Origin of the sequence: Chryseobacterium balustinum, from assembly GCF_900168205.1 — a bacterium.
Lineage (GTDB): Bacteria > Bacteroidota > Bacteroidia > Flavobacteriales > Weeksellaceae > Chryseobacterium > Chryseobacterium balustinum.
In genome coordinates this window covers 1-13,949 of sequence record NZ_FUZE01000042.1, presented here as the reverse complement: position 1 = coordinate 13,949, position 13,949 = coordinate 1, and the positions used below count along the sequence as shown (strand labels likewise).

13 protein-coding genes are annotated in these 13,949 nt (G+C 33.1%); 5 read left to right on the top strand and 8 right to left on the bottom strand.

Features of this window, described 5'->3' with window-relative positions:
- Positions 1-1,070: 1,070 nt before the first annotated feature.
- The 3 genes from asnS to B5X64_RS21830 form a co-directional block, all read right to left on the bottom strand.
- On the bottom strand, positions 1,071-2,519 hold the full coding sequence (asnS, locus tag B5X64_RS21840; protein ID WP_079467235.1) for an asparagine--tRNA ligase: 1,449 nt from the start codon (positions 2,517-2,519) through the stop codon (positions 1,071-1,073).
- 126 nt (positions 2,520-2,645) lie between these two features.
- On the bottom strand, positions 2,646-3,245 hold the full coding sequence (locus tag B5X64_RS21835) for a CDP-alcohol phosphatidyltransferase family protein (RefSeq protein ID WP_079467234.1): 600 nt from the start codon (positions 3,243-3,245) through the stop codon (positions 2,646-2,648).
- Positions 3,242-3,889, bottom strand: a complete 648-nt coding sequence (locus B5X64_RS21830; RefSeq protein WP_079467233.1) for an LA_2272 family surface repeat-containing protein — start codon at positions 3,887-3,889, stop codon at positions 3,242-3,244. Before B5X64_RS21830 ends, B5X64_RS21835 begins: the two co-directional genes overlap by 4 nt.
- A gap of 107 nt (positions 3,890-3,996) precedes the next feature.
- Between B5X64_RS21830 and B5X64_RS21825 the strand changes: the two genes are divergently transcribed.
- The 3 genes from B5X64_RS21825 (at position 3,997) to B5X64_RS21815 (ending at position 7,492) form a co-directional block, all read left to right on the top strand.
- A complete protein-coding gene (locus B5X64_RS21825) occupies positions 3,997-4,926 on the top strand; it encodes a transcriptional regulator (RefSeq protein WP_079467238.1) in 930 nt (309 codons plus the stop codon).
- Positions 4,923-5,726 carry a helix-turn-helix transcriptional regulator gene (locus B5X64_RS21820; RefSeq protein WP_079467232.1) on the top strand — a complete coding sequence of 268 codons (804 nt, stop codon included), beginning with the start codon at positions 4,923-4,925 and terminating at the stop codon, positions 5,724-5,726. The genes B5X64_RS21825 and B5X64_RS21820 overlap by 4 nt, the downstream gene beginning before the upstream one ends.
- 128 nt (positions 5,727-5,854) lie before the next feature.
- The gene (locus B5X64_RS21815; protein ID WP_079467231.1) at positions 5,855-7,492 is read left to right on the top strand and encodes a serine hydrolase domain-containing protein; all 1,638 of its coding nucleotides are present in this window, start codon (positions 5,855-5,857) and stop codon (positions 7,490-7,492) included.
- A gap of 67 nt (positions 7,493-7,559) precedes the next feature.
- Here the strand turns inward: B5X64_RS21815 and rimM are convergent, their stop codons facing one another.
- From rimM to B5X64_RS21790, 5 genes are all read right to left on the bottom strand, one after another.
- Positions 7,560-8,102: a ribosome maturation factor RimM gene (gene rimM, locus B5X64_RS21810; protein WP_079467230.1), complete on the bottom strand. Its 543-nt coding sequence runs from the start codon at positions 8,100-8,102 to the stop codon at positions 7,560-7,562.
- 104 nt (positions 8,103-8,206) lie between these two features.
- Complete coding sequence (locus B5X64_RS21805; protein ID WP_079467229.1) at positions 8,207-8,761, bottom strand: 30S ribosomal protein S16; 555 nt, start codon at positions 8,759-8,761, stop codon at positions 8,207-8,209.
- A gap of 262 nt (positions 8,762-9,023) precedes the next feature.
- Positions 9,024-9,548, bottom strand: a complete 525-nt coding sequence (locus tag B5X64_RS21800; protein WP_079467228.1) for a nitroreductase family protein — start codon at positions 9,546-9,548, stop codon at positions 9,024-9,026.
- Positions 9,549-9,693: 145 nt separating this feature from the next.
- A complete protein-coding gene (locus B5X64_RS21795) occupies positions 9,694-10,143 on the bottom strand; it encodes a hypothetical protein (RefSeq protein ID WP_079467227.1) in 450 nt (149 codons plus the stop codon).
- Between the two features lie 143 nt (positions 10,144-10,286).
- Complete coding sequence (locus tag B5X64_RS21790) at positions 10,287-10,820, bottom strand: SRPBCC family protein (protein WP_228419075.1); 534 nt, start codon at positions 10,818-10,820, stop codon at positions 10,287-10,289.
- Positions 10,821-11,052: 232 nt separating this feature from the next.
- On the opposite strand from B5X64_RS21790, the gene B5X64_RS21785 reads away from it, so the two are divergent.
- Together B5X64_RS21785 and B5X64_RS21780 are read left to right on the top strand one after the other, a co-directional pair.
- A complete protein-coding gene (locus tag B5X64_RS21785; protein WP_079467236.1) occupies positions 11,053-13,107 on the top strand; it encodes a M3 family metallopeptidase in 2,055 nt (684 codons plus the stop codon).
- Between the two features lie 87 nt (positions 13,108-13,194).
- Entirely contained in the window at positions 13,195-13,848 is a 654-nt protein-coding gene (locus B5X64_RS21780; RefSeq protein WP_079467226.1) for a DUF4279 domain-containing protein, read from the top strand.
- Positions 13,849-13,949 lie beyond the last annotated feature (101 nt).

The window sequence follows — 13,949 nt, the reverse complement described above, 5'->3', positions numbered from 1 at the left end:
TCGTTTTTCAGTGGGGCAAAAGTAGAACTTTTTAATAACACAATCCTAATTTAATTAAACTTAAGTTTAAGTTTAATTAATATTTAAACTTAAACAACTGGTTACGTGAGACAATCATTTTATGGGGTAAATAGAGCCTTGGAGCGTTGGAGCGTTGGAGCGTTGGAGCGTTGGAGCGTTGGAGCGTTGGAGCGTTGGAGCGTTGGAGCGTTGGAGCGTTGGAGCGTTGGAGCGTTGGAGCGTTGGAGTCGCTCCTACGGAGCTCATAATATAATCATATCATTAGGTTACAAGATGCGCTCAATTGTACGAATTACTTTTTCTGCACTGATACTACTTCATACAAAGGGAAAGATATTGTTTGTGTAAAGGGTATTGAGATAATATTTAGAATAAATGAAAACGAAGGAGTATAAGAAAATAATGAATAGGTCGTATCGCAACGATAGATTAAGATTTATTATAGCATAATCTTTATAAGATAAACAAAGGCGCTTCGCTTAACGAAGAAAGACAAAGGGGGATTTGATAAAGGTTATTCTGTTCTTCCATAATCCTCGTTGGGAAAATATGAAATTTGAATAGCACTCAAGGTTTTGATTAAATAATAAAGAGGTTTTTTGAGAAAATACTTTAATAACTATCACTGAAAATTTTGATCAGTACTTTCTTTATAATAAACAGGTCGCTCCTCCGGAGCTTAATCTCTTATTTTTGTTACTCCCTATTAACTGGTCGCCACTCTGTGGCTTTTGAAAAAATTGAGTGAAAATCAGAGGTGATAAAAAAAAGCTCTAAATAGGTTGTTCTTTACATTGTGGTTAAAATTTGAACTGTAAACTCTGGTATGTTTACTTAGGAACTCTTTCCTAGCCCGGATTGAACGGTATGTTTGAGCTCTTTTTGCTAAAAAGGAAAGGCAAGGCGCAAAAAAGCGAGTAGTGAAAGCCGGAAATAGCTACTGGAAAAAGTATTAGTGTTGGAGGGTTAGAGTGTGGGAGGCATCTTATATTATATATCAAAAAAATACCCCTGAAAAATTCAGAGGTATTATATATATATGATGCAAATTAAAATTCTGCGTTTTTTGGAGTTCTTGGGAAAGGAATCACATCACGAATATTAGTCATCCCCGTAACGAAAAGAACTAATCTTTCTAAACCAAGTCCGAAACCGGCATGCGGAACTGATCCGAATCTTCTGGTATCAAGATACCACCACAATTCGTGCTCGTCTACGTGCATTTCTGCCATTTTAGTTTTCAGAACGTCTAATCTTGCTTCTCTTTCTGATCCGCCGATGATTTCTCCGATTCCAGGGAAAAGTACATCCATTGCAGCAACGGTTTTATTGTCATCGTTAAGCTTCATGTAAAATGCTTTTATCTCTTTTGGATAATCAAATAGAACTACAGGGCATTCAAAATGCTTCTCAACTAAGAATCTTTCGTGCTCAGACTGAAGATCTGCACCCCACTCTTCGATTGGATAAGCAAATTTTCCTTTTTTATTTTCTTTTGAGTTTAATAAAATCTCAATTGCTTCTGTATAAGAAACTCTTTTGAAACGTTTGGCAATTACATTTTCCAGCTTTTCGATTAAGCCTTCTTTTGCTCTTTCTTTTTCAGGTTTTGATTTTTGCTCTTCTGCAAAACGCTTGTCTAGAAACTCTAAATCATCTTTACAATTGTCTAAAACATACTGAATCACATATTTTAGGAAATCTTCTGCCAAATCGATGTTATCTTCCAAGTTATTGAAAGCAACTTCTGGTTCGATCATCCAGAATTCAGCTAAATGACGGGTTGTATTTGAATTTTCTGCACGGAAGGTGGGTCCGAAAGTATAGATTCTTCCCAATCCCATTGCTGCAGTTTCACCTTCAAGCTGTCCTGAAACCGTTAAGTTTGTTTTTTTACCAAAGAAATCCTGAGCAAAATCGATATCTCCTTGCTCGTCTCTCGGAATATTGTTTAAATCAAAGTTGGTTACGCCAAACATTTCACCCGCTCCTTCTGCATCAGCTCCTGTAACAATTGGTGTATTGATATAAAAGAACTGGTTTTGGTTGAAGAATGAGTGAATGGCAAAACTCACCGCATGACGTACTCTGAAAACTGCACCAAATAAATTGGTTCTGAATCTTAAATGCGCCTGTTCTCTTAAAACCTCCAACGAGTGCTTTTTTGGTTGCAAAATAGTTTTGTCTCTTTCCTCTGTAAAGTTATCGCCTAAAATGATGATTTTTTTAGCAATAATTTCTACGGCTTGTCCGGCTCCCTGACTTTCTACCACCTCTCCTACTACTTTCAGAGAAGAAGCTGTACTAATTTTACTGATTAATTCTTGATCGAAATTTTCAAAATCAACTACAATTTGCAAATTATTGATCGTAGAACCATCATTTAGCGCAATAAAGCGATTTGCACGGAATGTTCTTACCCAACCGTAAACTGTAATGTCATGATGTAATACTTTCTTGTAGCCCTCAAGGACTTCTTTAATCGTCTGCTTTTTCATTTGTTGATTGATAAATTTTTGTATAAAAATTAATGTTTGCAAATTTACAAAAAACAGCGCAACTTTTAATGATTACGCCGTTTTGATTTAAAAAATCATTATTTCGTTGATGGTTTTTCTCCTAATTTAATTAAAAAATGTAGTCTTTTTTCTTTGCTTTCCCTTTCTAATTTGCCATGCGTGATAAAAACTCGGCACATCGTATTGCCATTTTGGAAGAATTAAAATAATTAAAATAACATCAATATGAGAAACGATTCCTAAAATGATGGTGAGATGAAATGCCCACCCTGCCTGTTGAAATCCGATTAAATAAGTGAAAGCAATCAGTAAACTCAATCCCCACATTTTAGATAAAAAAGCATGAGTACAGGTTTCTTTTCTAAATTTTAAAATACTTATGATGTAACATAAGGCTTCCATAATGAAGATTAATGCAATACTTTGCCAATGACTTTTTATTAATTCGGTATTAAGAAAGTATGTTGCCAATCCTAAAGAGAGCCAAAATACCAAATCTACCTGACTGTCGAGCCTTCTTAATTTTTCAGTGGAAACTCCAACTTTTCTCGCTATGATTCCGTCAAAAATATCGGTAAGTAAACCAATAAACATTAAAGCTAAAATTACAAACCTTGATTCTTCGCCTTTTACATAAGCTAAAAAGAAAATAATCGGTGCAAAAAGAAAACGGATTGCTATTAATATATAAGGTATATTTTTCATGATTTATCTTTTTTGGTTTTAAAATTCCAGTTGATAATCGGGAGTTTTCTTTTCTCATTTTCATTCCAAAAACCTATCTGCAAGCCTTTTGAATCTTTACATACATTGATAAGAGCGACTTGTAAACCTCTACACTTTTTGCTGACATTAGCAAATGTAGAAACTGTAACTCCGTTTGTTGTGTGATGAAAATTGTAAAGAGGCGAAACAGAAACTCCATTGATAACAGAAGGAGCGTTAATGTTACTTGATAAACTTAGCTCAAACCCATTAGTTACCGTTGGTTCCATATTTATTATCGACAACTGCATTCCGTTTATCGTATTCATTTTTTTAGGTAAATCTTCAAAATCTGCATTACTAATCTCCCAAGAATTGATACTTCCTATATTTACAAGAAGAAGAACCGGAAAAAAAATACCCAAACCATTAAATCCTAAACCAAGACCGTTTACTTTCTTAGGTGTTATTTCATTATCAATTTCATCATAATATTTTAACAATACTCCGTTTACATTTTTAGTTTTTTTTGAAGGGGAAACTCCAAAAATTTTTGCCTCCTCATTTTTATGCGATAAACTATCCTGACTATGCACCAAACTACTTATTAAAATAGCCATAATTAAAAAAAGTTGTTTTTTCATGTTGATAAATTTTAAAAATTATACTTCAAAGCTAATTTTGAAAACGCTTTTTATGAATGCGAAAAAAAATTAAAATAAATCTCTACATTTGTGAAAATCACAAAAGCATGCATCAGGAAACATTACTGAAACAAATCAGAAAAAAAATCGGCGACAAATCTTTAAACGATGAGATTTCAAATATTCTCAACATTAGTTATGATGCTGCACACAGAAGAACTTCAATGAAAGCCAAATTCAGTTTTGAAGAAGCAGTGGAACTGGCAAAGTATTATCAGATTTCACTTAATGAAATGATTAGTTCAGAAAATCAACTAGTCGTGCAAAAAACTTCACCAGTGACATCTACTGAAGATTTGCAATCTTTTTTTCAGAATAACCTGAGCGTTTTTGATAAACTTCCCCTTACTGAGGATATGACCATTTATTATTCGGCGAAAGATATTCCGTTTTTTTACACGCTTTCAGACACGATGCTTTCCCGTTTTAAAATTTATGTGTGGATGAATTTGCTGAATGCAAAACAGGTCTTTGTTCCTTTTTTACAGTTTTCGCCTCCAAATTTCGAATTGAATACTAAAGAATTACGAAAAAAATATGAAGAACAAAATGTAATCGAACTGTGGAATGACACTACAATCTCCAGTATCTTACAACAAATTTCGTTTTATTATGATACCCGACTTTTATTAAAAAATGAAGCACAGCTTATTTTGACAGAAGTGACAGAATTAATTGAGTATATTGAACATAAAACTGATACCCATTCAAAGTACCAAATCTATGAGAATGAGCTGATGCAACTTTCGAATGACATCTTTTTTCAGCATCCGCAAAATTCGCTTTTGGCATTGCCATTAAATACTTTTGGATATATTTTAATCAACGACACAAAAACATGTAATGAAACATTTAATTATTTTGAACATCAAATTAAAAATTCAAAATCTTTAAGTGCCTCTGGAAACCGTGACCGCAAAATATTTTTTAATAAAATGTATGTTCAGGTTGAAAATTTAAAGCAAAAACTACAATGAAAACACTTGGTAATGGTGATTTTTTCGGACAAACCAATAAAACACTTCACTTTGACGGCTTAGTTGTGACCGATACAGAATACATTCACCCATATGTTGATTGGCATTATCATGAGAATGCATATTTTACTTTTCTTCTTCAGGGAAATATGGTTGAAGGAAACAAAAAAGAAATTTACGATTGCGCTGCAGGCACGCTACTCTATCATCATTGGCAAGATCCGCATTACAACAGAAAACCGGAAATTTTTACCCGAGGTTTTCATATTGAAATCCCAAATGACTGGTTTGAAACACTGAATATTATTCAAACTCATTTAGAAGGAAGTCTCAATCTTAAAAACCCAGAGTTGAAAATATTGATGTATAAAATATTTAAAGAAAGTACTATCAATGACATTAATTCTGAAATAGCGGTCAAACAACTATTACTAGATATTTTCAGTCAATTAACTACTCCAAAGCTGCTTGTAGAAAAAAAACCAATTTGGGTAAAACAAATCGATGAACTTCTGCACGAAAACTTTCATGAAAAACTAGATTTGACAGAACTCTCTCAAATAGTAAATATTCATCCTATTCACCTTAGCAGAGATTTTCACAAATACTTTCATTGTAATTTGGGAGACTACATTCGAAAGCTGAAAATCAATCAATCTTTATCCATCCTGAGCTCTAAAGAGAAATCTTTAACAGAGGTTGCTTTGGAGTGTGGTTTTTCAGATCAGAGTCATTTTATCCGCTGTTTTAAAGAAAATATAGGAATTACACCACTCAAATACAGAAAAATTCTGGGTTAAGCAGGTTTAGTTGTTTGCTGATGGTTAAATTTTAGTGCTTTAAAAACATAAAGCCTGTACCTCAAATGTTAATTCTATTCTATTTTTTATAAATCACAGTTCTTATTTTTGTTGATATAAATTTTAAAATGAAACTATTCTCAGGTATTATACTTTTGCTATCCAATTTATATTTTGCTCAGGCTCAAAATATCATAACCCCGCAAAAAATTGAAAATTCTTTTCACAAAAATCATTTAAACAAGATTGTTTTTCTCGAAAAATCTGTTTTATTAGAATATATTACAGAATCAGATTTGGTTTCGACTATGATTTTTCAGGAGGACAAAGATCTTGATATTCGTGTTTTTCAGGATAATTCTTTGGTTAATTACTTACATCAACTCAATCCTTCATTAACGGCCGAGGAATTATTAAAAAAAGGAAATTATCAATTCACTTTCTATGTTGACGGAAAAATAATATATGTAGAAAACCTAAACTCAGGAGCAGGAACTACAGAGAGTAAAACATTAAAAACAACATTTAGAATTCCTTTAATGAGCTCAAAAAATGAAGATTCTTGGGGGAAATTTCTATGGTCACGGTTTTATCTGACGAATAACGGAATTGATGTTTTGAATGAAGGAAAGCATATTTTAAAAATTGAGATCAGACCTTATTTAAAAACTCCAACGGTGAAAACCGGAAATATTATTGCACAAGGAGAAGTTAATTTGATTGTTCAAAACAAGAATATTCCGGAAGAAAAGATTAAAGTACAAAACATTAAACCCAATAGTGGTTGGAAAGTTTCTAATGAATTGTATGATACAAAAAAAATAAGAACCTTAAATCAAAAAATCGCTGAAAACAGATTCAGAGAAATTACCAGTATTGTCGTTATCAAAAATGGAGAACTTCTTTTGGAGGAATATTTTAATAACTATAATAGAGACAGTCTCAATGACACAAGATCTGTAGGAAAATCTTTTGCTTCAGCCTTAATGGGAATTGCAATAAAAGATGGTTATCTTCAAAGTGAGAATCAAAAAATAAGTGAATTCTATGATTTGAAAACATTCAAAAATTACTCTTCCCAAAAAGAAAATGTAACAATAAAAAGTTTGTTGACCATGAGCTCGGGTTTTGAAGGAAATGATCAAGATGAAGAATCTCCAGGAAATGAAGAAAATATGTATCCTACAGACAATTGGATTAAATTTACTCTTGATTTACCAATGACGGAAAATAAAATCGGGGAAACCTGGAACTATTTTACAGCCGGAGTCGTTTTATCTGGAGATATTTTAGATAAATCTGTTCCTAAAGGATTGAAAAATTATGCAGATAAAAAACTGTTTCAACCTTTAGGGATTACCAATTATAACTGGCAATTCACTCCTCATCAAAAACCATCTTTGGCCGGTGGATTAAAAATGAATACTTTAGATTTAGCAAAATTCGGACAACTGTATAAAAATAATGGAGTTTGGAACGGTAAAACAATTTTAAATAAAGATTGGATCAAAAAATCTTTTACCAATTACTTTTCAAATACTCCTGATTTTGAAGGCTACGGATATTTGTTTTGGAGAAAAGTATATACAATAGGAAACAAAAGTTTTGAAACCTATCAATCTAGTGGAAATGGTGGAAATAAAATCATTATGTTTAGTGAACTGCCAATTGTTATGGTCATTACTGCCAAAGCTTATAATCAACCCTATTCACATTCACAAGTTGATAAAATAGTACAAGAATATTTATTGCCTGCTGTTTTATAAATAAGTAAAAAAACTGACTTTTAGTTCGAACTAAAAGTCAGTTTTTTTTATATCTGTTGTGTGATGATTACTCATCTTTTTTCGAAGGTACCAAGAAAACATCAATCAAACCTTCCGGAAGTTGCATTTTAATAGATTTCTCATCACGGTCAAGCTCAAGAATCCAGTCTTTAATCAAAGGAATTACTACTTCTTTACCATCCAAATTAGTTACGAAATAATTCTGCGCAGTCTGATCATTCACAGATCTTATGATACCACAACTGTTATCCTGTTCGTCAAAAATTTCGTATCCGATGATCTCGTGATAATAGAATTGTTTTCCCGTAAGTACAGGAAGACTCGTTAAAGGAAGATAGACGCTTTTCCCTAAAGACTGATCAACCAAAGCTTCAGAAGAATTTTTAAAAGCAATATTCAAAGCATCCAATTTACTCCAAGAAGATTTTTCAATAAAAAAAGGCACCAGCAAACCGTTGATTTCTACAAAAATAGAATCTAGTTTTTTATAAAGCTCGGGTTGGTCTGTATCCAGTTTAAGGATAACATTTCCGGCAAGCCCATGTCTACGAGTAATTTTCCCTAATAAATAGCAGTCTTCTTTTTTCATTTTGTAAATATAAGAAACCTTCAAGATTTTGAAAACCTTGAAGGTTTAAATTAAAAAAAAGACACGAAAAAATCGTGCCTTTGCTTTGTATCTTTTTAGAAGAATTAAGCCTGAGTTTCTTCAGTTCCTTCTGCTTCAGCAGTTGGTTCTTCTGTAACTTCTTCAGCAGGAGCGTTTGCAGCTTCTTCAGCAGCTTTCGCATCAGCTTCAGCTTGTGCTGCAGCAGCAGTTCTAGCTTCTTTCACTTTTGTTTCAGCATCCAAAGCAGCTTTTTTAGCATCAGATTTAGCAGTTGCCAAACCTTCTACTTTACCTTGTACTTTAGAATCTTTAGCTTCTAACCAAGCAGCAAATCTTTTTTCAGCTTCAGCCTCGTCAAAAGCACCTTTAGCAACACCACCTTGTAAGTGTTTTTTGTAAAGAGCTCCTTTGTAAGAAAGAATAGCTTTAGCTGTATCAGTTGGCTGAGCTCCGTTGTTTAACCACTTTACAGCAGCGTCAACATTTAGATCTATTGTAGCAGGGTTAGTAATTGGGTTGTAAGTACCTAATTTTTCGATGAATCTACCATCTCTTCTAGCTCTTGCATCTGCAACTACGATGTGAAAAAAAGGTCTACCTTTTGATCCGTGTCTTTGTAATCTGATTTTTACTGACATAATGTTTGAATTTTAAGGGAACTCGTCCCGATTTAATATTTAAGTGTGCAAAGATAGTAAAAAGTTTCAAGTAAAAAGGCTCAAGTAAAAAGTTTTAGAATAATATTTTTTAGGAGCCAGGAACCTGCTTTCCGCTATATCTTTTTCGCAAGCACTTTTTTTCAAGCCAACGCAGAAAAAGGATGTCGCTGCAATCAGGGCTATGAAATTAGTTTGTAGTTCACAACTTGACCTTAATACTATAATATTCACTCTTACACTGTTAAATTGTTACATTATCTATGTTTCCCATGTAAAACAAACCAAGACACTGCTGGTTTTCTTCGATGGTTAAAGAATCTTTCAGATGGTCAACAATTTTTGGGGAACTCCAGTAGCAGCCTACTCCATTGGCGTTACAGGTAAGATACATATTCTGCACAGCCATAGAAACCGCTGCAATCTCTTCCCATTCTGGAACCATTCCGCTGAAATTAACAACGATAGAAACCACAGCATCTGCCTTATTGATTTTAAAACCAATATCGTTGTATTTCTTTTCTAAAAAAACTTGTGGAGCCTGACTTGCTTTATAAATTTCCTGCATTTCTACAGCCAAATTTGCTTTTTCTTCCCCTTTAAACACTTTGAAACGCCAAGGTTTTGTACGCTTATGATTGGGAGCTAATGTTGCCGAATGAAGAATTTCATCAATGATTTCCTGAGAGATTTCTGTTTCGTTATAATCTTTTGGGAAGATACTTCTTCTCTGTTCTATAATATCTTTTAAGACTTCTGCTTTATTCATGTAGACAAAAATACGCAAAAAGTTGATGGCTGAATATCGATGAGCAATAGTTTTTTGCTATTAAAAATTTAGATTCCTCCTTGGTCGAAAATTGAAGACTCAGTTACAGAAGATTGCAAAATTCATAATTTAAAACTGATAAGTTCTAAAGTATTGTCTCAATCTTCTGATGAATTTTATTCAGCGTAAACTCTTCGCCCGCTTTCATGCCTATTATTTTTTGGGCCATCGGACTTTCTGGAGAAATAGCGTAAAAACGGTCACCTTCAAAGAAAAATTCACCTAAGGAAACAGAAATATAAAACCTGGCTTTATTGGTAATGACCAGTGAACCTAATTTTGCATGTTCAGAATCCGAATTTAAAACTTTCTTCATCTGCTGCTGCATGTTTTTTAAGTTAGCCATCTGTTTATCCAAATGGTAAATTTCATCCTGCATTTCTTCACGAATAGAATCGTATTTTGACGTTTTTTTTACTTCACGGCTTGCTTCCAAAGTAAAATTTAAATAAAACTCTAAGGTTTTTACTTTTCCAGAGATCATGTCTCTTACAAAAATCCGCAAATCATTTTTATTGTAAATCGCCTTCTGCATACATCGTAATCTTTAGTTAAAGATAATATTTAATTTAAAATGTTGCTTATTTTTTTTAATTTCCTGGGTCAGATAATATTTCGAAAAAAAAACTGCTTTCAATATTTGAAAACAGTTTGCAAGAAATTAGTTCTAAATTATATTTACTTTTCAACCAAAGCTTTTAAGTTATTAAGACCTTCTTCGTAAGATTTTCCCATTTGGTAATCCATCATCGGTCTCATAATTTTCATCCAGGTTTCTTGTTCGGTATCCATACTCCAGGTCACTTTTGTAGAATTTCCTTCAGAAGTTAAAACAATATCAGAAATTGCTTGTCCTTCGAAAGGTCTTTTGAAAAGCATTTCTGTTTTTTGTTTTTGATTTGGAATAATCTCTTTAATTTCCTGACATCCTGCTCCTGCATCATTATTTTTGCTGTCCCAACAATACTTATCTCCTACTTCACCTGAAGTTCCGCTGTAATTAATCGTCATATTTTTGTCTAATTTCATCCAAGGATTCCATTGGTTAAAAGACTTCATCGAGGCGATTTGCTGCCACACTTTTTCTTTCGGGGCATTCATCACCATCGATTTTTCGTAATGGTAATTTTTACCGAAAGCCAACATTGCAATGATTGCATACACAATGATTAAAAGGATAATTCCACCAATAATTTTTAAAATTGTTTTCATAGTTTATAAATATTAAAGTTATTTTCTGTATTAAATAAGAAACCAGCTTTTATTTGAAACATGGTTTATTGTATTTAAATCTAAAATCAAAATTAAACATTTCACTACAACACCCTCTTTTCCTATGACAAGAATATCTCCATTAAGTATTTTTGTCACAAATCCTAATCAAGGCATTGTTTTTGCGCATCAAAAAACAATAATTAAATTTACATCAATTAAAAATACATCAATGAATATTTTAACAGAAAAATTCAGTACACCATATCATTCAGTGCCTTTTAATCAAATAAAAAATGAAGATTATCTTCCTGCTTTCAAAGAATTAATTCAGAAATCTGAAGAAGAAATCAACGCAATTCTTAACAATCCGGAAGAACCAACTTTTGAAAATACCATTGAAGCATTAGCTTTTTCGGGTGAACAGCTTGATGTAGCTTCCAATATATTTTTTAATTTAAATTCTGCAGAAACAAGTGACGAACTTCAACAAATCGCTCAGGAAGTTTCTCCAATTTTAACAGAATACTCTTCAAAAATTTCTCAGAACGAAGCTCTTTTCAATAAAATCAAAAAAGTTTACGACGAAAAAGAGAAATACAATTTGAATGAAGAACAGCAAATGCTTTTCAATGAAACGTATAAAGGTTTTGTAAGAAGCGGTGCTTTATTAAACGAAGAAGACAAAGAAAAGTTAAAGAAAATCAGCATGGATTTATCTTTAAAATCTCTTCAGTTTGGACAAAATGTTTTGGCTTCAACGAATAATTATTTTAAACATATTACCAATAAAGAAGATTTGGCAGGAATTCCGGAAGCTATTTTAGAACAATATGCTGAAGAAGCTAAAGAAAGAAATTTGGATGGTTATGTTTTAACATTGCAATATCCAAGTTACATTCCATTGATGACCTATGCTGAAAACCGTGATTTGAGAAAAGAAATCGCTTTAGCAAACGGTAAAAAATCTTTCGACGGCGGTGAATTTGACAACCAGAATTTGATTAAAGAACTTTTAAATCTAAAACAGCAAAAGGCGGAATTATTAGGGTATACTAATTACGCAGATTATGTTTTGGAAGAAAGAATGGCAAAATCTCCAACAAAAGTAATCGACTTTCTGAATGAATTGTTGACAAAAGCAAAGCCTTATGCAGAAAAAGAAATCGAAGAATTAAAAGCTTTAGCCAAAGCTGATGGAATCGATGAAATGCAAGGTTATGATCACGCGTTTTACGCTGAAAAACTTCGTAAAGCAAAATATGATCTGAATGATGAGGAATTAAAACCTTATTTTCCCTTAGAGCAAGTTCAGGAAGCTGTTTTTGGATTATCAAAACAACTTTTCGGACTCACTTTCGTGGAAAGAAATGACATTCCGAAATACCATGAAGATGTAAAAGTTTACGAAGTAAAAGAAGTCTTCGACTCCACTCAGACTGACAACCAAGAACCATCAACTAGCTACAAAGCTCTGCTTTACGTAGATTATTTTCCAAGAAAAGGCAAAAGAGCGGGAGCCTGGATGACGAGCTATAAAAATCAATACAAAAAAAATGGTGAAAATTCTCGTCCACATATTTCGATTGTCTGTAATTTTAGCAAACCAACGAAAGATACACCGAGTTTATTAACGTTTCAAGAAGTGACAACTTTGTTCCATGAATTTGGGCATGCACTACACGGAATGTTAGCAAATACTCAATATCCGAATCTTTCGGGAACTTCTGTGAAATGGGATTTCGTGGAATTACCTTCTCAGTTTTTGGAAAATTTCTGCTACGAACCTGAATTCTTAAAAACTTTTGCTAAACATTACAAAACAGGAGAAATTCTTCCTGATGAAAAGATCGAAAAAATTGCTCAGTCGAAAAACTTTATGGAAGGTTATCAGACGTTGAGACAAATCGGTTTTGGATTGTTGGATATGAATTACCACACTAAAGTTGGAGAGTTGGATAATAAAAGTGTGAAGGAGTTTGAGGATAGTTATACAAAAGCAACACAATTGTATCCTGCAAATCCTGAAACAGCTATGAGCCCTAGTTTTTCACATATTTTCCAGGGTGGATATTCTGCCGGATATTATTCTTACAAATGGGCAGAAGTTTTGGATGCAGATGCCTTCCAATATTTTAAAGAAAACGGAATTTTCAATCCTGAAATTGCTGCAAAATATAAAATTCTTCTTTCTTCCGGCGGTACAAAAGACCCGATGGAATTGTATGAAAATTTCAGAGGTAGCGAGCCGAAAGTGGAGAGTTTGCTGAAGAGGGCGTTTGGATAAAAATAAGATTAACACAAAAAAACATCTTCGAAAGTTATATAAATTGGATTGACGCAATGCGTAAATTTGGAAGTTAGCTGTAATAGTATGACCGACCAACAAGCAACAGAACTTATAGAAAAGGAATTCAAGGAAAAGACACTTGGAATGACGGAGCAATATCTTGAAATCCATAGCCCAATCTATATTGACAATAAATTAAAAGTGGACCGTATTGACCGTGACACTGATGACGATTATATCGTTGCTTATTTGCCAGTAATTGACGAACGATTTTATTTTGCAGTTTACATTAATACAACGACAAAGGAAATTACAAGCGTTGGAACAGAAGCATATCATCGAGTTTATTTCAGAGCGACATCAGATAGTTTATCTGTTGATGACTTAAAAGCGATGACGAATTTAACATCAACCGAATTTTGGAATAAAGGCGACTTGAGAAAAAATGGAAAGTCAAATCATACATTTAGCAATTTGACAATTTTTCCCAATCCAGAACCAGATGAGTTTGAAGACAAACTAAAAAAACTACTTGATTTTTTGGAACAAGACAAAGATGGAATAAAAAGACTTGTTGATAATGCAAATGGCTACATTCAAGTCACAATGGACATTCATAACGCAAATGGAATGATTGGCGGACACAACATTGATACAGACGACATAAGAAGAATGAATGATTTAAAACTATCAATAAATTTTGACCTTTATGTTGGTGGAAACAGCTTAAAGGAATAGAACTACTACTGCTAATAACTAAGCTTTCGTCTTGTCCGCAGGACACGAGATGAAAGCCCGTTGAACGGAAGATCCGGGAGCTTTTTTGGCCGTCTATGGAG